A 21,401-nucleotide genomic window follows, 5' to 3' on the forward strand; every position below is an offset into this window, starting at 1 on the left:
ACAAAACGTTTTGATTCGTTTTTTTTATTATAAAATTCTCCAGTTTATATCATTGGCGTAACTAAAAAAATTATATTACACTTAAGCCATACTAGTTAATAAATTTATGCCAATATTATGTGTTTAAAATAACCGGAAAGGATAACTATAATGTTCTTCATTATAGCGGTTTTTTATGAATAAATTAGTAGGTAAAACCATATTGATTACAGAAGCTGCAGGCACTATCGGTAATGCCATCGCATTGTCCACTGCTAAAGAAGGAGCTTGCGTTATCTGTACCAGTACAAATCTAGAGAAATTAACTCCGATTATTTCTAAAATCAAAGAAAATGGCGGGACAGCGATTGCTCTTGAACATACTAGCAATTCTCAACAAAGTTGGGAAAATAGTCTTTCATTTATCATAAAAACGTATGGTAAGATCGATTGCTTCGTTAACTGTGCCAGTATTATTTCACCTAAGATGCTTCTGAGTTTAACGAATGATGATTTTAATACTTTACAAAATACAGTCATCAATCCTTTTATTTACGGCTCAAAGCGAATTTTTCCTTTGATGGTGCCGAATAATTGCGGCTCAATTATAAATATTTCAACGATCGAAGGCTTAGTTGGTTTAGATGAACACCATCCTTACACAGCAATCAAAGAGGTCCTTCGTTCATATACACTTGATGCAGCATATGAATATGCGCCCTACAATATACGTGTGAATTCAATTTGTCCAAGTGTAGTCAACACACCACTATTAGAAACAACATTTCCTATTGCTAGACCTTATTATAAAAAATATGTTCAGTTTCCTGATTTTGGTAGCCCTGAAAATGTAGCCAAATGGGTCATTTATTTAGCTAGCGATGAAGCAAGTTTCATCACCGGAGCTGAAATCGTCATTGATAGCGATCAAATCATTCAGTGATCGTCATTAAAAATAAAACGGATGGGACAGTAGCCGCTTTTTTTCTCATCGTTTATACGAATCAAAGTGTTTGGGACAAAACTCTGCGAGTCAAATCCCAGACACCTGTAATTCGGATAAACGGTGAGAGCAGAAGCAATCCCTTCGGAAATAAGAAAGAATTCACAAAAATTTGGAAAACAATTTTCGTGAATTCTTTCTTATTTTTCGGGATTAAACACTTCTGTCTCAACCTCTCTTTTCTATTTACTCACTAATATCGATCGTTTGGTTGACAGATTCTAGATAGCTGTAATCTAAAAAGACGACTCTTAAATGATTTTTAGCCTTCTGTAAATCAAAACGTGTCGATCGCTCTTTTTGTTTCAAATTACTGATATTCACATCGATCAGTTTATCCCACAATGCTTCTAACGGAACTTCTTTGATTGCTTCCTGCGGTAAATAGAAACGTAAGACAGAAACAAATTCATCATACTTCTGATCCAAAACATTGATTTCTAAAAACTGTCGGATATAAAATTCATACGCCGAAAGGCCACCATCTAGCGCCATCTGAGGATTCAGCACTCGATAATTCATCATCTTGCGGCTTTTTTCATCGATCCAAGGAAAATAAGCTTGCGCATTTAAAATTCCTTTTGTACGATTTTCAACATATTTATGGTGGACACCATCGTAGCTTCTAGTTACAAAATATGTGGCATCTTTTTTTTCAACAGGCTGATAATAATGGTTTTGATACTGAACGGTTTGTGTAACATCTTCAACAAATGCATATTCAATGTATGGCGGACGTAAAACCCCAGTCCCATTATTCCACGCGAGTTGATCATACCCCATCTGATCTCGATATAAGCGTTGATATTTTTGATTGACCGAAAGCTCCCAGTTAAAAGGATCATTGAATAAGGTTATCTTAAGAACATTATTCGCTAGCTCGGTGATCGATTGTACCTGCTGGACCTCTAAAAAAATCGGTTTAGGGATGATCTGAAAAAAAAGATCCGAATAGTACATCTTCCAGCAAGAAGTTAAACACAATCCTTTAAAGAAAATATCGTAGCCCGCTAGTTGGTTACAATCAACGATGACCTCTTTATTCCGATTATAACGCTTCGGTAATTTCTCAATTTCCTCTGGCATTTCAAATGTTCGCTTTTCGATCATTTCCACATTATTATACAAATATTCATCTAAAGATCGAATATAACCGTAAATACCATTTTTGACCATCCGAGTATCAAGATAATCTTCGATCATCGTCTGATAAGCAAAAAATAGATCCTTATCTAAAATTGTTCGATCATGAAGGGTAAGCTCAGAGATATGCAGTTGGGATTCTCCACCCTGTCCTTTTATTTTGATCCACAGATCCTCTTTTTCTGTACATCCTTGGATTCGCTTTGTAATCATTGCTAAATTAAATGCTTGGACTTCTTCATTGTCAAAACAATAATTTTCAATCGTTGTCATGATCCGTAAAAAGCTCAACCAATCAATAATATCCTGCTTCATTTCTTCCAACGAACGAGTTTTACGCTGAAGAACCATATAGATTTTCTCTGTCTTTTTCATTTGCCCACCTCATTCCTTATAACAAGTATAACGAAAATGAGGTCAGAGTTCATCTAATATACTCCTAAAAACACAAAACTAGTTTTGATTCCATCGCATTTTCTCACTATGGTTTGCTTTTTACAAACCGATTGATTAGATAAAATAGGAAGGTTCCAATACAAATAATGAGAATGGCAAGATAAAAAGCATATAGCTTTGTTCCAGTGAGATCAGAAATTTTTCCTGTTAACGATGGAACGATCACGGAAGCGGACATTCCAAAAAAATTAAACACTCCATACATAGTAGCAATACTTCCCTTAGGCGCCCCTTCTCCCAGCCATGAAATAATGATCGGCTCGACTGCTAATTTACCAAAAAAACCATACGCCATGATTCCAATCACCAAAACCGTTTGATTTGTTGTCGTCACAGTTAGAAATAATACAAATGCAGCTAACAATTCCAAAAGAATGATCAGCTGGATTTTTTTCTTAGGCATTTCATCCGCAACTCTACTAAAGACCAATGCCCCAGGAATTGCTGTAAAAAATACGAGTGAGGAGGCCAAACCAACAGATGTTCCAGCAAACCCTTTTTCAGTCTCTAAAAAATTAGGCAGCCATGTATCGATCAAATAGTAAGTGTACAAGGTCGCAAAATACAAAATATACGCAGAGATCATTCTTGGTTTGAATAGTTGTCTGACTGAATGATGCTCTTTGATTTTAAGCTCGTCTTTTACTGCAGTATATTTCTTAGGTTTTTCCATTCGAATGTAACGACTGAACATGAGCACTGCCAATAGAATCAAAAGGATCGTTGTAAAAATCAGTGCCTGCCATGGTAATTTTCCCGTACCAACCAAATAACTCGAAGAAACCAACCCTAAGCCGCTGCCGATCGCTGTACCACTGTTGACAACTGCTGTTGCCAAGCTGCGCTTAGACACTGGTACATATTCTGCTGTGAGAGAATATGCGACGCCATAATAAGTGCCACAACCAAGCCCCGCCAAAACACTTCCTAAAAAGACAATACCGATCGTTTGAGCCGTTCCTACGATCAATGCACCCAGTCCAAACAATAAAAAGCCAGGAATCAAAATTTGTTTTTTGCCAATTCGATCCACTAATATCCCTGAAGGAATCTGCATACAAACATAGCCTAAAAAATAAAAGCTGGAAATGTGCCCTAACTGTGCATCACTTGCTCCGCCAAAATAGTCACTGATGATCGGATAAATCGGCGTCAAAACCGTTCGATAGATCCAAATAACGATCCAGCCTATCGTTAATATGTAAATAATTTTCTTCCAGTAAGGTACTCTTTCGTTCCGTTCGCTCTTTCCGTTCATTATTCACAGCCTCCTTTATTAAACGAGCATGCCTAAAACGATCTCTGCCACTTGAGAAATATTGCACAAGAATAAACATAAGAGAGGTCAGACATTAACAACTAGCATGACGATGTCTGACCCTATACTGATTATTCATTTAAAAACTGAAAGTTCTATTTTTTGATAAAAGCTCCAACAAATCCTGATGAAACGCCTTCTTCTTTAGTATAAATAACATGTCCTCTCAAGACTGTCTGCATTACTTGTGCACCGATCTCACGACCAATATATGGACTGATTTTATTACGATACTCTAAGTCTTCTGCCTTTAACGTGTACGGAGCATTCGGTTTGATCAATACGAAATCAGCATCTTTTCCAACACTGATCCGTCCTTTTTGCGTTAGATCATAGCGATCTGCTGGATTTGCAGCGATGATATCAGCAAATTGTTTCAATGACATTCCTCTTTTTTGAACCCCTTCATCATAAAGGACATCCACATTGTTTTGGACACCTGAAATACCGCCCCACGCTTCAAAAGCATTCTCTTTATCCTTTAAATCAGGCGTACAAGGTGAATGGTCGGATGTTACAAAATCAATTTCTCCAGCCAATACCTTGTCCCACATGCCCTTTTGATTTTCTTTGTCACGAATCGGTGGAGAACATTTGACCACAGGGCCAATCGCATCCAGCTCATCAAGATCAAAATACAGATAATGCGTACATGTTTCACACGTCACATCAACACCTTCTCGTCTCGCTTTGGTCACTTCCTCCACGCCTTCTGGACAAGCAATATGGCAGATATGGATGCGGCAGCCCGTTTCTTTCGCAAACAAAATTGCTCGGCGGATCGGCTCAACTTCTGTAAATACAGGTCGAGTTGCTACGTACGCTTTTAACGTCGTTTCCCCATTTTTATAAGCAATTTCGCCTAATCTATCAGTAATCGCAGCATTTTCAGCATGAATTGCTAACACTTTTCCTGTCTTAGCAATTTGCTTCATTCCTTCATACAAAGAATAGTCATCGACATTCATAAAATCACCATCGATACTCCGATCGCCGCATGTAGCCATAAAACATTTATATGCTGCAACGCCGCCATCATTTAATTCTTGAATGCCACCCGTCAAATTAAATGGTACTAATCCGCCGAATGATCCGACATCTGATTTTAATTTTTCTTTACCTGCCTCATATTTTATCTCTAAGGACCTTCCATCGACCGTAGCCGGTACTTGATTTAACGGCATTTCCATAAAAGAAGTCACTCCGCCCTTTGCACAAGCAGCTGTTCCTGTGATATATCCTTCCCATTGATCACGATATCCACCGCCTGGATCTGTGATATGGACATGTGCATCCACCATACCTGGACTTACGACCAAGCCAGATGCATCAATAACTTTTTCAGCTTCACCGAGATCATTACCAATGGCGGCAATCAAACCATCCTTCACTGCAACATCTGTTTTGACTTCACCAGACTCTAAAATCACTAACCCATTTTTAATCACTAAATCATAGCTCATGTTCGTTCCTCCTATTTTTAAAAGCTAAATGACGCTCAACAGTTAGAATTTCATCTAATCGATCCAATCCATTTAGCTAGTTGTTCTAACCTTTACCGTACTTATTTTTTCAAAAATTTTCTTAATAAAAGGTACAGACAAAACGCTGAAGCAAAACCCGCTAACCAAGAAATATCAGAAATCACTTTAAAAGCTGGAATAAAATGACCGCTCAAGCAAATAACCAATGCTACGATCGTTGCGACATATGCTGATTTATCTAGCCCCTTATAGCGATTATGGCTATTATCTTTCGACTGATCCATATAAAGCTGATCCAAATCGATCGTTTGTTTTTCAACAAAATAATAATGTGCAATCATCGTACCGGCAACAGGTCCTAAAACTGCACCGATCGTATTCAAGAAAATGAATATACTTGCTGAATTTTCCATGAGCTTCCATGGCATGATCAGAAAACTAATGATGCTTGCCAGTAATACACCTTTTTTATAATCGATTTTTTTCGGAAATAATGCACATAATTGGTACGCAGCCGGGATGATATTTCCCGTGGCATTTGTCGAAACAGTCGTTAATAAGAAAACCAGCATCGCCACAATGATCGCAAATGAGTTCTCCCAGCGATCAACGATATTCAAGATATTCCATTCCTGAATCCCGTAATGGATCGAACCGCCGATCAAAATCGCTACACTGGAAAAAGCGAAAATTCCATACCCTACAAGTAGGCTGGCAGTTTGGCCGATCGTTTGATCTTTGGTCGATTTCGCATTTTGTGTAAAATCAGAAACACTAGCTCCCGGTGCCGCCCAAACTGCTAAAACGGAATTCATGATCATGAAGTAAACAAAAATCGGCGAAATATTATGCGCTGCTCCAGCCACATTATAAGATAAAATCGGACCAATTCCTCCAGCGACTCGAATTGCCCAAATCGCCATCCCGCCAAATACAATATAGATCAACGGACTTAAAATCGCAGTGAACTTGTTTAGTATTTTTCCTCCACCTAGTCCGATCAACATATTTACCGCCCAAAAAAGTGTGAATGCGATCAAGCCTGGAACTGAAATACCTAAAATCGTTGTTCCTCCGCCTAGTGTTAAAAAGCCCGGCCAAATTTTTCCAATCAAAATCAGTAACGCTAATGAACCAGTATAATTTTGCAAACCAAACCAAGCAATCGCTGCGACACAGCCTCTAAGAAATCCTGGTAATTTTGCGCCAAGATCGCCATAAGTCGAACGTAAATGCATAGCAAAAGGAATCCCATATTTTGAACCTGCACGACCATTGAATGTCATAAACAACGCAACCGTCAGTGCACTTAAAACTAACGCCAGCATAATGTTGATTGGTGATAAGCCTAAAAATAAAAAGCCGCCGACTGCTGTATAGTTTGGAATATTGTGGACAGAACCCATCCATAGCGTAAAGTAATTCAGCTTGCCCATCATTCGTTTAGATAACGGCTTAGGCAATAGGTCATCATTGTATCCTCGCTTTCGAAATTCCTGTAATTCGGATTCAGTGATTTGATAATCTTGGTTTGTCATTTCTTCGCCTCCTTTTTAAGCGCTTTCAAAAAATGTAGGATAAAAATAGAAAATCGATCGAACGATGCATAGTCAGCAATAATAAAAAGATGTGTCTAAATTCCTTGCACTATTCAGTTCCAGAAGTTAAACACATCTCATTATTTACTTAATTATTCAGACTTTTTTTCTTAAGATTCGCTAATAAGAATAAAGCTGTTCCCGCTACCAATAAGATAACTGAAATATAAAAACCCATTTCTTTTGAACCCGTTGCGTCTGAGATAGAGCCCGTCAAGGTTGGTGCAATGACTGAAGACATCATACCGAAAAAGTTGAATACGCCAAGAGTGGTTCCGATGCCGACTTTAGGGGCATTTTCACCCAACCAAGATATGATGATCGGCTCCACTGCAAGCTTTCCTAAAAATCCATATAAAATCAAACCGACTAATAACAATGTTGAATTTGTTGCTTGAACTGTCAACAATAACATCACAGCTGCTAAAAATTCTAAAACGACAATAAACTGTACTTTTTTATGCATAAACTTATCTGCCAAACGGCTGAAGAACAACGCCCCTGGAATGGAAGCAAACGCTACAAGTGAAGCAGAAAATCCGATCGCTGCACCTTCAAAGCCACGTTCTGTACCTAAAAAGTTCGGCAACCAAGTAACCGTCATATAATACGCATAACAAGTGGCGAAATATAAAATATAGGCAAATAGCATTTTTGGTGAAAATAATTTTTTCATTGATACTTGTTCTTTTTCAACCACTTCTGCAGTCTCCGTTTTTACTTTCGCTTCTTCTGCAACGGATTGAGCTAAAAATTCAGCATCTTCTTTATTATTACGAATAATTGCGATAAATGCGATCAACATCACTACGATCAACGCAACAGAAATATACATCATTGTTTGCCAAGGAAATTGTAATTGAACAACCAAGAAACTTGATAAAATCAATCCTAAACCCGAACCTACTGCAGAACCGCTATTAACGATCGCTGTTGAAAAACTTCTTTTATCTTGGGGAATATTTTGAGAAGTCAATGAGTAAGCTGAGCCATAAAATGATCCGCAACCTAAACCAGCTAAGACACTACCAAAATAAATCATCGAGATGCTTGTCGCTTGAGAAATCAAAAATGCTGCAATACCAAACACGATAAACCCAGGGATCAAGACTTTTTTCTTTCCGATTTTATCTACTAAAAATCCTGCTGGAATCTGCATCGCTACATAACCAAAGAAATAACAAGTAGAAATAAATCCTAAAGCAGTATCAGAAACATTCCCTCCAAGGGACTCATTGATTTGCGGATAAGCAGGTGATAACGCCGAACGGTATACCCAAATCGTTACCCAGCCGGCACATAATAGTATGACAATCTTTTTCCAGTAATCCATTCCTGAACTCTTTACTTTTTCATTCGTTGCATCCATGTCTTTTCCTCCAACTGTTATTTTTCTATATATGATTTTAGACAAAGTTTGTGCATTTTGCTATGGAATATATAGAGAAATCACTTCTTTATTCGCTTTAATTGTAAGCGGTAGCAATCTTTCGTTCATCATTACTTTTCACAAACTTAGCAAAAAGTTTGTGCAAAACGAACAATAAATTGTTCTTTCACACAAACTATGTGAAGCTATTTTTTATAAATCGCCAAAGCAGCTTTTACCGCTTCACCTTTCGCAATAGCGGCGCCATAATAATTCAATGCACCTTCTAAAGCCGACAATACATGAAGAACATTACTTTTACGGCTGCTGTAGCCCATATTTCCAATACGCCATACTTTTCCTTGTAAGGCACCAAAAGAAGAAGCAATCTCAACAGCAAACTCATCCAACATCAATGCGCGTACTTTCTCGCCATCGATCCCTTCAGGAATCATGATCGGTGTGACGGTCGGCATCTTTGTGCTCAATTGACCATAAAATCCAAGTCCCATCGCTTTGATGCCTGCAATGATTGCCTGATCATTCAATGCATGACGAGCATAAACATTTTCCATGCCTTCTTGAATCAGCATTCTCAAACCTTCATGCAGTCCATAAACCATACTGGTCGCCTCCGTATGATGATTGATCCGTTCCTCACTCCAATAACGTTGCAGTTGGCTTAGATCAAGATAATTGCTGCTGATATGATTTTCATTGCGAATATCTTTACTTAGCCCTAGCTCTTTTTGATAACGGGCATCCAATACTTTTTCTACACGTTTATTATAGGTGATCAATGCTAAACCAGAAGGTACGCTCACACATTTTTGTGTACCTGCAATAGCGATATCGACTGCCCATTCGTCTACTTCTAAAGGTACACCACCATAAGTTGCAACCATATCCACGACAAAAAAGAGATCATTTTCCCGACAATATCGACCGATTTTATCCAATGACTGCATCTGTCCGTTAGCTGTTTCACCATGGACCATTGCTACTATTTTCGGTTGAAATTCTACTATTGCTTGAATGACCTCATCCTGCTCAAAAGGTGCATCCCATTCTTTTTCAAGATAATGGATTTCTGCTTGAGCACGTTCACATATCTCTCCTAAAAGATAAGCAAATCGACCGTAGACAGGAATCAATACTTTATCTCCTGGTTCGATCAATGCGATCAATGCCGCTTCTAAACCAGATCGAGAAGTACCGTCGATCGCAAACGCCTGCTCATTTTTGGTCCCAAAAGGAAGTTTTATCATTTCCTTGACTTCATCCATGATTTGAAGAAAAGATGGGTCAAATTGACCTAAAATAGACGCTGACATAGCCCTTAAAGCAACGGGATGTGCCTCTACCGGCCCTGGTGTCATAATCGTTCTACTTGGTACTGATATTTCTGAAAACATAACTATTCCTCTTTTCCGTTTTATTTCCATCGTACTCTTATATGCGCAAAAGTCATTGTCATTATTAAACAAAAACATAAAATATTCGGTTAATATGCACAAACCATTCTTGAATCTGGATACGCTATCATTTACAATAGAGATATTCTCATTATTGTATATTCTAGGAGGCAATTGATTGACTACTTTAGAAGATTTATTGAAAATACCACGTTTTTCTGATTTAAAACTATTGACACATCCATCACATATAAATACTATCGTAGAAAGTATTGAAATATCGGAAACGCCTGACGTGGCTAACTTTATCCCTAAACGAATTTTTCTACTAACCACTGCGATGGTGTATAAAGACAATCAGCAAGCACTCATTTCCTTGATCGATTCTTTGAAAGAACAAGAAGCTGCAGGAATCGGAATCAAAGTGGGGCGTTTTATCGAAACGATCGATCCTGAGGTCGTTGCTTATGCAAATAAAATCAAATTCCCAATCGTTCAGGTTCCTAGCACACAGCCTTTAGGCGCCCTGTTGCACCAACTTTTGAATTATTTATGGGATACAAAAACAGAACAACTGAGTTATGCGTTAGACATCCAAAAACGTTTTTCAGACTTACTGATCCATGATGTCAGTATCGCACGATTCATTGCTGACTTTGGAAAGATGATCAACACACCGGTGATTTTACTGAGCCCTTATCGTAAAGTAATTGCACACTCTAAGCACTTTACCCAAACATCTAAACCTGCTGAATATTACGTTGAACAATTAGTTGAAAAATACAAATCTTGGAACGAAGATAGTCATGCTTCATTTATTATCGATGACTTAAATCAACTCCCTCTTCAAATTGCAGGCTTTTCGGTAACAGTGAACACCTATTTTCCGCATTATTTATTGATTTTAAACCCAGAACAAGTTCCTTACCCAATGTCTGAATTTGCAGTAGAGCAGGCTTGCTTGGTGCTGTCTTTCATGCTGTACAAAAATCAAAAAGTCCAAGAATCACTTGAGCTTTTGAAGAGTGATTTTTTAGGTCAGCTGATCGAACATCAGCAAACACCTCACCAAGTACAACGTGACTGGCTTGATTTAGGTGCTAATTATGGACTGAAGAAAAGCACGCAATACCAAATCGTGTATGCCGTCTGTAGTCAAACGACCACAACCGCAACAAAAATCAAGTACCAGCAGGAAGAAAGTGATGTTGCTTTTCAATGGCTTCAAGAAAGTTTACCGCACAGAGTAAAATACACAAGTATTTTCAAAGTAAAAAACACGAATCATCTTGCTATTCTGATCCAAAGTAAAGTCAATGACTTGGAGCAGATCTTACAGGAGATTTCGCTTGAACTCTCTGATAAATTACCGATCACACTTACTTTTTCTTTAGGAAATCTATATGAAACGGCCGAACAAATCGCCAGCTCATTTATTGAAGCAAAAACCGCTTATGAAGAAACTTTAGCGATGACGGAGACACCTTTGATCCATCGCTATCACCCTAAAGGAATGAAGAGTCTTTTTGAAAAAATGAGTGCCGAGGACATTCATTATTTCTGCGAAACGACCTTGAAAGAGCTCGCTTATCCAACTGAAGATTCCTTTATCGAGCTCAGAAAAACACTCAAATGTTACTTGAGTTTTCAATGTGAGATTTCTAAAACAGCCAAGGAAATGTACCTACACCGAAATACGATCAAATATAGGATCGATCACTGTGCTAAATTATTAGGCAAAAATATTCAAGACCCCATCAACAGTCTAAACTTACGCCTGGCATTAGAATTATCCGAACGTTCAAATCAACATTAAAAAAAGAAGTTGACCTATCAGAAAGATTCGGTCAACTTCTTTTTTTAGCCTGTGATTCTTGTTCCTGCTTGTCCTGATAAAGCTAGGTCTACCTCTTCTAATGAACAAATGATCGCTGTTTTTCCCTGTTTAGCAAATGCAATCGCAGCTTCCATTTTCGGACCCATACTGCCATCAGCAAAATGTCCTTCATCCATATACTGCTGAGCTTGACTGACAGAAATCGTTTCAAGCTTCTCTTGGTTCTCTTTACCGTAATTGATATAAACATTGCTTACATCGGTCAACATCATGAATGTATCTGCGTCGATTTGCTCGGCTAATTTTTTACCCGTACGATCTTTATCGATCACAGCTTCGATTCCTTTCAGTAAACCATTTTGGCAGCGGACCACAGGAATCCCTCCGCCTCCTCCGGCAATCACGATCGTATTTTGATTTAATAACTTAACGATAGCGTCTACGCCATGAATCGCTTTTGGCTGCGGTGATGGTACAACACGACGATAGCCTCGACCAGCATCTTCCATCATGACCCAACCCTTTTCTTTTTCCATCTTTTTGGCTTCTATTTCAGAATAGAAAATACCAATTGGTTTATTTGGCTGCTCAAAGGCCTCATCTTCTGCTGAAACTTCTGTTTGTGTCAAAAGAGTAACGACATTACTTGTCAAACCTTTTATTTCCAAAGAATTTTTCAAGCTTTGCTCCAACATATATCCGATAAACCCTTGAGATTCAGCATTACAAACATCTAGCGGGAATGGGGGAACGACATCTTTGGCTTCTTCATTTTGTCTTAAAATATTTCCTACTTGCGGACCATTTCCATGGGTCAACACAATTTGATAATCTAATTCTTCTATTTTAGCAATCAATTCTGCACTAAGCTTTACGTTTTCCAATTGTACATCTAATGTTGCTTCTTGATTTGGTTTTAAGATCGCGTTTCCTCCCAATGCGATCACGACACGATTTGCCATTTTTCTTCCTCCATTTTCTTGATTGTCATTTTACTAAACGAGATTGAACATTTAGGCATAACAAATAACGCTTGCTAAAGCTGCCTCCTTTTCAACAACAATAGTAAGTGGTCTAAGTTGATCTATCTTTTTCATTAGAAGAGGTCGGGACAGAAGTGTTCAGATCCTAGAAATAAAAGGAGTAGCTTCTGTTCCCACCGTTCATTCGTTTTTAAAGGGACTGGATTGTAACTTGTAGAGTTATGTCCCAGTCTCTTCTAAATGGATTATTCTGTAAAACCTAACTTCTTCGCATAAGCTAAGACAGCTTTTTCAAAACAATCAATTGGCGGTGTGACTGTTCCTGCACCAATTTGACCTAAGCCAGCTTTTTTGTTAGCAATTCCTGTATTGATCACAGGAAGTATTCCTGTTTCGACAACTTTTCTAGCATCGATTCCTAAACAGATGCCTTTGAAATCCCAAGTTGGAACAGGGAAATTCGGATTCGTGTCGATACAAATCTCTGTCATTTCATCACTTGTATTCAATGCATCATAAAAGCCACCTGAACCGACAAAACGAGTTACTGCCGGTGCTGCAATCATTGCCATGCCCCCAACGCCGAAGGTTTCCGTTATCGCACTATCGCCCATATCTGGTGCCGCATCTGTTTCACTGAAACCAGAGAAATATAATCCTTGTGGTGTGTTCACTGGACCTGTAAACCATTCATCTCCCATTCCAGCAATTCGAATCCCAAATTCATGTCCATTTCGGCACATAGCTGTCACGATCGTTCCTTCTTGGATTTGTCTAGCCCCATCCATCACCGCTTTTGCCGAAGCCATCATCACATTTAAGAAGAACTGATCTGTATCAGCTAAAAACTGAACAACTTCTTCGCGTTTCACTTGATCGATATCTGTTAAACCAACAATGATCGGCGCCATTTCTTTTAAGAAAGCCAATGAAGCTGCAATATTTCGTTGATGAAATTCATCTCCCATAGCGATTGCTTTTGCTATTAAAACGTTGATATTCAAACCATCTTCTTTTGTTTTCAAGGCTGCACTCAAGACAGGTGCCAACGTGTCTCTCATCCATCTTAAACGAGTGATCACTTCATCTGAATAGGCACCAAAACGTAATACAGCACCGATTCCTTCATTCATTGTACAGAATGCGCGATTACCGTCTGTTTTGTTTTCAACGACTAATACCGCCATATTCGCAGATGTGATACCGCCCATTGGGCCTACAGCATTTACATGATGACAAGGAATCAATTTCACTTCCCCTGATTCCAGCATTTCTCTAGCTTCTTCTTCAGTATCACACCATTCTTCAAATAGGGCAGCGCCAACGCAAGCGCCTTGAATAGGATCGACCATCTTATCATAAGTAATTGGCGGTCCAGCATGTAGCAAGACTTTTCCTTGATTTAATTCTTTGATCACTGATTTTGCCGGAACTACATCTAATAAAAAAGGAGAACCGGCAACGATTTTAGCTGCAACTGCCTGATTTGCTTCATCGATTGTTTTATATGACATTTTTTGTTAGCCTCCATTAAAGCTGAACAAGCTGTATTTCTTTTAATAGCTTGAATAGCTTGATAATCTTATTTGCCTAATTCTACTTTTTTTAGAAATTGTAATGCTTTTTGTAGTGTGATATTTCCACCTGCAATTGGTTGCCAATCATATTGAACGACTTTACCGCCATGATTTGTGATTGCTTCAGAAAAACTACGTAAGCCAATATTGATAAATCCTTGATTTGTCAATAACGCCAACATTGCTTCAGATGGTGCTATCGAAACAGGTGTCACTGCTGACTGCGGTAAAACTTCTTTCACTTCTACTGTCAGCGGGTGCTCTAAAATTGCTAGCGCCATGCGAACCGCTTGGGCATTACTATCACAAAGTATCACTCCAGCTTCTTTCATGATCGTTTCTTGTTCATGAATATCTTGAGGATCTTCGTCAGTGCCGACAACTGTACCGATGACAAACAATTCTCTTCCCTGATTTTTTGCTTGTACTTTTAATTCTTTGATCGTAGGAGCAAGTTCTTGTGCCATATTTGCATGGGAACCATAACCTAGTACAACATCTAATAAAATAATAGCTGTTTCAGGATCTTTTCCTACTTCTTCCAGCATTTCTTTACGTTTTGTTGGATCGATCATTGGATGCGGTTTCCCTTGAGTATAAATATCATCACCTAGATCGATGATTTCGTGCCCTTGATTTTTCAAAATGAAACCTTCTGGTGCATGTTCTCCCTCTGATAAGTGTAAACCTTCTTTAATGAGCATTGCTGCTTCATAAGCCAGTGTACCGCCAGAGTATAAACCTTTCACATATTTTTGTTCAGGTTTCAGCGTATGTGCTGGTACATTCAAGCTTTCTTCTCTTGGTGTAACAGCTTCTTTATTCAACAGTTGAACGGCGATTTGAGCAGCTTCTTCAAGTGTGTATGCACGATAGAGATTTTCTTCATGTGCACCTGGTTTCTCTCCTAGGAAAATCGTCACTGCAGGCTTAGAAATACTTCTTAAAAGGTTCAGTACTTCATCACGAACTTGGGCTGCTGGTGGTTTAGAAATCACTACGATCACTTCTGTATTAGGATCTTTCTCCAACGTCATGATACTGTCTTTAAGCGTGATACCGCCAATTTCCTCTTTTAAATCGCGACCTCCTGTACCGATCGCATTCGTCACACCACCGCCTAATTTATGGATAATCGTTGTTACTTCTTGAATACCTGTACCTGAAGCACCAACGACACCGATTTTTCCTTTACGTACAGCATTTGTGAAAGCTACAGGAATACCGTTAATGATACCCGTACCGCAATCTGGCCCCATTAGTAAAAGTCCAGCTTCATGCGCTTTTTCTTTCAAGCGCTTCTCATCTTCGATCGCTACATTGTCACTAAAGCAAAAGACATGTTTCCCTTCATCTAACGCTCGTTCGATTTCAAGTGCTGCATGTGTTCCAGGAATAGAGAATACTGCTACGCCAGCTTCTTTTCCTAACTCAAAAGCTTTGTCCCAAGTTTTGGCAACTTCTTCTCCAGCGCCATCTCCGCCGCCTTTTGTTTGCTCTTCTAAAAATACATCGATCTCTGATAATACCTGATCGATCAACGAATCATCTTCGATATCTAAAACAATCACCATATCATTTGATGACGCTTTTTCTAATTCATCTGTATATAGACCACCAGTTTTAAAAATATCTTTATTCGCTGGAGTCCCCATCATAACAGAGACATTATGAACACCATCAATCGTATTTAATTTGTTCGTCAATAACATCAATACGATGGAATCCTGATAGCTGTTCGCTTTGATTATAGTATGCAGCATTGAAATTCCTCCATTTGTTTAAAAGTGTAGTGAGCTCGTATAAGCTCTTATCGAAAAAATGTTCAACTCTTTCTTACGAAAGTCTTGTACTGTTCATCATCAGCTCAAATATCTTCGCTGTGATTCCCAGCAAAATAGGAAAAATTGATTGTGACGTTCTTTGTCACACTCCATTTTTATCTTTTTTCCGAGAGCTTAGCTCACGAAACTGGATAAGTTTAAAAGTGTATTAGGCTCGTTCAACTCTGATTGAAAAATAGAAAAATATGTCTGTGACGCTTTCTGTCACATACAGATTTTATCTTTTTTCTGAAGAGTTAGCCTATGAAACTGAATACATTTAAGAGTGTAGTAGGCTTATTCAACTCTTATCGAAAATGTTCAACTCTTTCTTACGAAAGTCTTGTACTGTTCATCATCAGCTCAAATATCTTCGCTGTGATTTTCAGCAAAATTGAAAAGCTATTCAGCAAATTTATTTTTATGATCATAGCGATCATAATGAATATCATCGCTGATCAAATATTGGTAAATATCATCGACGATCTCAATTCCATTTTCTTCATAATTTTTTTCTCGTGCCCGTCCTCGTTCACCAGGATAATTTACTTCTGTAAATCCAGGACTAGGACTGATTTGTTTGATTTCATCCAGCATTGCAGAAATATTTTCCTTGAATGTATCTATTCCAATGAAAAATTCTGGATTGATCACAATATGAAGCTGTCCTAATTCACGTCCTTTAGACAAATCATGATACATTGAAGAAACATGTTTACCGAATGGTACACCTAATAAAATCCCAGACAGGACATCGACCATCATCATCAAACCATATCCTTTTGGTCCTGCGATCGGTAATAAAGCATTAACTGCTGTAGAATCCGTTGTTGGATTACCTTTTTCATCGACTGCCCACGAATCTGGAATGGCTTCTTTTTTCGAACGAGCATGCAAAATCTTGCCCCATGCCTGAACAGTCGTTGCCATATCAAACGTGATGATGCGTTCATCACTACTTGGCGCTGCAAAGGCAATCGGATTTGTACCAAAATAAGGCTCACTTCCGCCAAATGGTACCACCATCGGATCAGATTGACAAACAGATAAAGCAACCATATCTTGTTCTGCCGCTCGTTCCACATAATAAGCGAGGGCTCCACTATGAGAAATATTACGCACACCAACAACTGCTACGCCATTTTCTTTTGCCATTTCAATCGCATGATCCATAGCGAATTTCGCTGCCACAAAACCTGAGCCATTATCACCTTCAAACATTCCACAACTTGGTGCAGTCTGCTCAAAGGAGAAAGCTGGATCGTTTGTTATCCCGCCTTTTTCAATTCTTTCGGAATAATATTCTACACGCATTGCCCCGTGCGAATGAATCCCTCTAGCATCGGCAAAAGTCAACACATCGCTGACGATCGCTGCATGCTCATTTGATAACCCTGCTTTTGCAATTTTGTCTTGGATCAATTGATGTAACTCTGCTTTCGTAACTCTCATAAGTGAATCCCTCCTTTTAATAAAAGCGGAACAAGACGTTCAACCTTGACTGAAAAATAGGAAAAATAAAATGTGGTGTTTTTTACCACAATTTATTTTTATCTTTTTTCCGAAAGGTTGGCTTGTACAGCTGGATAACAGTAAAAGCGAAACAAATCGCCTAATTCTGTAGAAAATTAGGAAATTGACATCGAGACGTTTTCTGTCTCACTGGCAATTTATCTATTTTCCTAAGAATTGATTTGTGCAGCTAGATAACATTAATAGCGAAACAAATCGCCTAATTCTGTAGAAAATTAGGAAATTGACATCGAGACGTTTTCTGTCTCACTGGCAATTTATCTATTTTCCTAAGAATTGATTTGTGCAGCTAGATAACATTAATAGCGGAACAAATCGCTTAATTCTGTAGAAAATTAGGAAATTGACATTGAGACGCTTTTCGTTTCACTGGCAATTTATCTATTTTCCTAAGAATTGATTTGTACAGCTAGATAACATTAATAGCGGAACAAATCGCTTAATTCTGTAGAAAATTAGGAAATTGACTTTGAGACGCTTTCTGTCTCACTGGCAATTTATCTATTTTCCTAAGAATTGATTGGTGCAGCTGGATAACATTTAAAAGCGGAACAGGCTCGACAAGCTCTGACAGAAAAATAGGAAAAATCGATTGAGACGCTTTTTGTCTCATTCTATTTTTATCTTTTTTCCGAAGAGCTAGCCTGTGTAGCTGGATAACATTAATATTCAACACTTTCTTGTGGAAGTCCTTTTACTTTTTTACATTAGTTCAGTCTAATTATTTCTTTTCGCCAAAAGCGTTCGTATTTTCATACCGATCATAATGCAGCGTATCACTTTTCAGATAATCATAAATATCTTTGACAATCTCAATACCATCCGCCATTGATTTTTCATAATTGATTTGATTGATTTCACCTGGATAATAGACTTGATCAAAACCATCAGCGGCTGGAATCTCATGAAGCTCTTCCACCATCTCATTCACAGAATTCTTAAACATATCTAGATCTGTGAAACATCTTGGATCGACCAAAATATACATTTGACCAACATCGCGGCCTTTAGTGATGTCATCATACATCGATGACACATGTTTCCCAAATGGTAAGCCTAAAAGCATACCGGATAAGATATCCACCATCATCATCAGTCCATATCCTTTTGGTCCTGCGATCGGTAATAGACCATTTACTTTATGCGGATTTGTTGTAGGTTTCCCATCTTTGTCGACTGCCCAAGTATCGGGAATATCTTTATTTTTAGAACGAGCATCTAATACTTTTCCCCATGCCTGAACTGTTGTCGCCATATCAAAAACGACCGGCTCATGACCTTTTCTAGGAGCAGCAAATGCAATCGGATTCGTGCCAAAATAATTTTCTTTCCCGCCAAACGGCACGACCATTGGATCAGACTGACACATTGCGATCGCAACTAAATCGTGTTGTGCAGCTTTTTTCACGTAATAAGAAAGTGCACCACTATGACTGATTTTAGAAATACCGACAACAGCTACGCCAGATTTTTTCGCCATATCGATCGCATAGCCGAGGCCGACATCTGCTACGTATTGTCCAGCTCCATTTTTTCCGTGGACGATCCCTGAGCTTGGTCCAGTTTCTTCAAATTCAATTTTTGGATCAAGGGTTACGCCGCCTTTGTCGATTTGTTCTGCGTAATACTCCACTCTAACGGCGCCATGTGAATGGATACCGCAAGCATCTGCAAATACCAAGTGTGTCGCCACTTCCTCTGCATGCTCTGATTTCAGACCTGCTTTTTCTAATTTATTTTCAATCAATGCATGCAATTCTTCTGGTTTCACTACAACAGTTTCATTCATTCTTAAACTTCCTCTTCACTAAATTAAATTTCTGGATCACGGTTACAGTCTTTTGAATAGACATACATCAAAGGCTCATCACGGCCAACAGCATATGCCGCTTGTTGTACATAAGAACTCATAAAGATGTAATCCCCTTTTTCGACCGGCATCCATTCATTATCCAAATTGTACATGCCTTGTCCTGAAAGTAAGTACGCTCCGTGTTCTTGGTAATGTGTTTCGATATACCCATGGCTAGCCCCAGGTTCAAATGAAAGGATGTGGAAATTCATGTCAAAACCTAAATCTTTCGGTAAGAAATCCCATAATAAAACATCTTTCATTCCTTCATATTCAATCGGTTCAATGTCATTGACATTTCCTACGACTTTATGTGCTTCATAGCCTTCTAATGGTTGATACCGTTTTTTGTACAAGAAAATCTCTGTATCAGCATCTTGACCATTCTCTAAATACATCAATGTGCTTGCTGGTAAATAAACATAGCCGCCTTTAGTTACTTCGTGAGTTTCAGTGCCATCGCTGACTTTTAGGGCACCATCGATCACGTAGACGATCGTCTCGATTCCTTCACCGCCAAAACCACGTTCATTTTTACCATCTTTATGAAGGGTAATGACATAATCGACAAAATTTGCGCCTAATTGTTTCGAACCTAAAATCGAACAATCACAATTTTCAAAACCTGGAATCACATTGTTCACTAATCCATCGTGAGGAATCAGTGCATAATTATTTTTTTTGATGACTGCTCTTGAAGATAATAAACCGTCAAGATAGCCTGTTTGATTATTTTTGTACCCCATTTTATTTTGCCTACTTTCTTATTTATATGCTAATTCGTACAACGTACTTGCTAATACTTTTACGCCATTGACTAAATCATCGATGTCTGTCGCTTCTGCTGGATTATGACTGATTCCATTGATACTTGGAACAAAAATCATGGCAGTTGGAAAATTAGGAGCGATGATTTGAGAATCGTGACCGGCACCACTATGCATAACTTTATACTCCATATGTTCCGCTTTAGCAGCTGCTTCGATCGCTGTTACGATTTCTTGATCCATTGGTACTGGTGCTTCATCCATCCATAAATCGATGTCGATTTCTAATTCATGCTCCGCAGCGATTTTTCTCATCAACGCCTCGATTTCTTGCGTAAATGCATGGAGTTCGCCACTGTCCGTATGACGACAATCCATCGTGAATAAGACTTCACCAGGAACAACGTTCACTGTATTTGGTTTTGGTTCGACTTTTCCGAAAGTCAACACTAAAGGATCACCGACCTCAAGCGCACGATCGATTGCTTGTGAACAAATTTTGGCAAAACCGTAGACTGCATCTTTGCGATAGCCCATTGGTGTTGTTCCAGCATGGTTTGCTTCACCTTTTAAGACGATCGTATATCTTCTTTGTCCGGCAATATTATTGACGACACCAATTTGAAGATTTTCTTTTTCAAGAACTGTTCCTTGCTCGATGTGGATTTCTACGAATGCTTTGATATCATTGCGCACAGCTTTTGTTTCATCTCTAAAGTCAAAGCCATGGCGGCGCATCTCCTCCACAAATTTCAAGCCTTCAAAATCAGCGATGTCTACGACATCTTCTTTCTTCGCCTCACCAACAAAGTTTTTACTGCCCCAGAAAACTGTCGGGAAACGACTGCCTTCTTCTTCTGCCATCGAAATGACTTCTAATGAACGTTTTGGCTTTCCGTGTGTTTCTAACAAATACTGGATCGCTACATAGGCTGCGATCACACCGAACTGACCATCTAAGTTTCCTCCATTTACAACGGTGTCTATGTGTGATCCTGATAGAACCGTTTCTTCTGGAAACTCTGTTCCTTCTATTCTGCCAAAGAGGTTCCCGATCTCATCAAATGAAGCCGTCAGACCGATTGCTTCTAATTTTTCTTTTACAGATTTTTGTGCTGCCAACCATGAATCAGAATATAACAAGCGTGTCATTCCGCCGGTTGGATCATTGCCGATACTAGATAAGTGATCGATATTTTCTTGTAACACTTTCTTTAAATCCATTTGATACATCTCCCTCTTTTGTTATCATATTCATTGTAAG

The 21,401-nt window shown here is 38.7% G+C and carries 15 protein-coding genes; 2 read left to right on the forward strand and 13 right to left on the reverse strand.

The features are described 5' to 3' along the window. Positions 1-175: 175 nt before the first annotated feature. Positions 176-922 (forward strand): SDR family NAD(P)-dependent oxidoreductase, encoded by a 747-nt coding sequence (locus H3T55_RS01800; protein WP_225532953.1) that lies wholly within the window; start codon positions 176-178, stop codon positions 920-922. A gap of 246 nt (positions 923-1,168) precedes the next feature. Here H3T55_RS01800 and H3T55_RS01805 read toward each other — a convergent pair whose 3' ends face one another. From H3T55_RS01805 to H3T55_RS01830, 6 genes are all read right to left on the reverse strand, one after another. Beyond that, entirely contained in the window at positions 1,169-2,500 is a 1,332-nt protein-coding gene (locus H3T55_RS01805; protein WP_225532952.1) for a hypothetical protein, read from the reverse strand. A gap of 106 nt (positions 2,501-2,606) precedes the next feature. Continuing rightward, a complete protein-coding gene (locus H3T55_RS01810; protein ID WP_225532951.1) occupies positions 2,607-3,839 on the reverse strand; it encodes an MFS transporter in 1,233 nt (410 codons plus the stop codon). A 155-nt stretch (positions 3,840-3,994) separates the two neighbouring features. Next, positions 3,995-5,362, reverse strand: coding sequence for an allantoinase AllB (gene allB, locus H3T55_RS01815; protein WP_225532950.1), 1,368 nt, complete (start codon positions 5,360-5,362; stop codon positions 3,995-3,997). A 101-nt stretch (positions 5,363-5,463) separates the two neighbouring features. After that, the gene (gene allW, locus H3T55_RS01820; protein ID WP_225532949.1) at positions 5,464-6,921 is read right to left on the reverse strand and encodes an allantoin permease; all 1,458 of its coding nucleotides are present in this window, start codon (positions 6,919-6,921) and stop codon (positions 5,464-5,466) included. A gap of 148 nt (positions 6,922-7,069) precedes the next feature. Continuing rightward, complete coding sequence (locus H3T55_RS01825) at positions 7,070-8,350, reverse strand: MFS transporter (RefSeq protein WP_225532948.1); 1,281 nt, start codon at positions 8,348-8,350, stop codon at positions 7,070-7,072. 206 nt (positions 8,351-8,556) lie between these two features. Beyond that, on the reverse strand, positions 8,557-9,765 hold the full coding sequence (locus H3T55_RS01830; RefSeq protein WP_225532947.1) for a pyridoxal-phosphate-dependent aminotransferase family protein: 1,209 nt from the start codon (positions 9,763-9,765) through the stop codon (positions 8,557-8,559). Positions 9,766-9,943: 178 nt separating this feature from the next. Between H3T55_RS01830 and H3T55_RS01835 the strand changes: the two genes are divergently transcribed. Beyond that, entirely contained in the window at positions 9,944-11,581 is a 1,638-nt protein-coding gene (locus H3T55_RS01835) for a PucR family transcriptional regulator (RefSeq protein WP_225532946.1), read from the forward strand. Positions 11,582-11,625: 44 nt separating this feature from the next. On the opposite strand, the gene arcC is transcribed toward H3T55_RS01835, so the two are convergent. The 7 genes from arcC to allC all read right to left on the reverse strand — a co-directional run bounded on the left by arcC (position 11,626) and on the right by allC (position 21,361). After that, entirely contained in the window at positions 11,626-12,564 is a 939-nt protein-coding gene (gene arcC / locus H3T55_RS01840) for a carbamate kinase (RefSeq protein WP_225532945.1), read from the reverse strand. Between the two features lie 266 nt (positions 12,565-12,830). Then, positions 12,831-14,099, reverse strand: coding sequence for a DUF1116 domain-containing protein (locus tag H3T55_RS01845; RefSeq protein ID WP_225532944.1), 1,269 nt, complete (start codon positions 14,097-14,099; stop codon positions 12,831-12,833). A 68-nt stretch (positions 14,100-14,167) separates the two neighbouring features. Further along, positions 14,168-15,925 (reverse strand): acyl-CoA synthetase FdrA, encoded by a 1,758-nt coding sequence (fdrA, locus tag H3T55_RS01850; RefSeq protein ID WP_225532943.1) that lies wholly within the window; start codon positions 15,923-15,925, stop codon positions 14,168-14,170. A 462-nt stretch (positions 15,926-16,387) separates the two neighbouring features. After that, positions 16,388-17,437: an ureidoglycolate dehydrogenase gene (gene allD / locus H3T55_RS01855; RefSeq protein ID WP_225532942.1), complete on the reverse strand. Its 1,050-nt coding sequence runs from the start codon at positions 17,435-17,437 to the stop codon at positions 16,388-16,390. A gap of 802 nt (positions 17,438-18,239) precedes the next feature. After that, the gene (gene allD / locus H3T55_RS01860) at positions 18,240-19,307 is read right to left on the reverse strand and encodes an ureidoglycolate dehydrogenase (protein WP_225532941.1); all 1,068 of its coding nucleotides are present in this window, start codon (positions 19,305-19,307) and stop codon (positions 18,240-18,242) included. Between the two features lie 23 nt (positions 19,308-19,330). Next, on the reverse strand, positions 19,331-20,116 hold the full coding sequence (allE, locus tag H3T55_RS01865; RefSeq protein WP_225532940.1) for a (S)-ureidoglycine aminohydrolase: 786 nt from the start codon (positions 20,114-20,116) through the stop codon (positions 19,331-19,333). Between the two features lie 18 nt (positions 20,117-20,134). Next, positions 20,135-21,361, reverse strand: coding sequence for an allantoate deiminase (gene allC, locus H3T55_RS01870; protein ID WP_225532939.1), 1,227 nt, complete (start codon positions 21,359-21,361; stop codon positions 20,135-20,137). Positions 21,362-21,401: the final 40 nt, after the last annotated feature.

Source organism: Enterococcus sp. S22(2020), assembly GCF_020295385.1.
In the GTDB taxonomy this organism is placed as follows: Bacteria; Bacillota; Bacilli; order Lactobacillales; family Enterococcaceae; genus Enterococcus_L; species Enterococcus_L dunnyi.

Excerpts from the sequence above, each read along its gene's own strand:
- H3T55_RS01800 (WP_225532953.1), top strand. The coding sequence starts at position 176 with ATGAATAAATTAGTAGGTAAAACCATATTGATTACAGAAGCTGCAGGC.
- H3T55_RS01805 (WP_225532952.1), bottom strand. The coding sequence starts at position 2,500 with ATGAAAAAGACAGAGAAAATCTATATGGTTCTTCAGCGTAAAACTCGT.
- H3T55_RS01810 (WP_225532951.1), bottom strand. The coding sequence starts at position 3,839 with ATGAACGGAAAGAGCGAACGGAACGAAAGAGTACCTTACTGGAAGAAA.
- allB (WP_225532950.1), bottom strand. The coding sequence starts at position 5,362 with ATGAGCTATGATTTAGTGATTAAAAATGGGTTAGTGATTTTAGAGTCT.
- allW (WP_225532949.1), bottom strand. The coding sequence starts at position 6,921 with ATGACAAACCAAGATTATCAAATCACTGAATCCGAATTACAGGAATTT.
- H3T55_RS01825 (WP_225532948.1), bottom strand. The coding sequence starts at position 8,350 with ATGGATGCAACGAATGAAAAAGTAAAGAGTTCAGGAATGGATTACTGG.
- H3T55_RS01830 (WP_225532947.1), bottom strand. The coding sequence starts at position 9,765 with ATGTTTTCAGAAATATCAGTACCAAGTAGAACGATTATGACACCAGGG.
- arcC (WP_225532945.1), bottom strand. The coding sequence starts at position 12,564 with ATGGCAAATCGTGTCGTGATCGCATTGGGAGGAAACGCGATCTTAAAA.
- H3T55_RS01845 (WP_225532944.1), bottom strand. The coding sequence starts at position 14,099 with ATGTCATATAAAACAATCGATGAAGCAAATCAGGCAGTTGCAGCTAAA.
- fdrA (WP_225532943.1), bottom strand. The coding sequence starts at position 15,925 with ATGCTGCATACTATAATCAAAGCGAACAGCTATCAGGATTCCATCGTA.
- allD (WP_225532942.1), bottom strand. The coding sequence starts at position 17,437 with ATGAGAGTTACGAAAGCAGAGTTACATCAATTGATCCAAGACAAAATT.
- allD (WP_225532941.1), bottom strand. The coding sequence starts at position 19,307 with ATGAATGAAACTGTTGTAGTGAAACCAGAAGAATTGCATGCATTGATT.
- allE (WP_225532940.1), bottom strand. The coding sequence starts at position 20,116 with ATGGGGTACAAAAATAATCAAACAGGCTATCTTGACGGTTTATTATCT.
- allC (WP_225532939.1), bottom strand. The coding sequence starts at position 21,361 with ATGGATTTAAAGAAAGTGTTACAAGAAAATATCGATCACTTATCTAGT.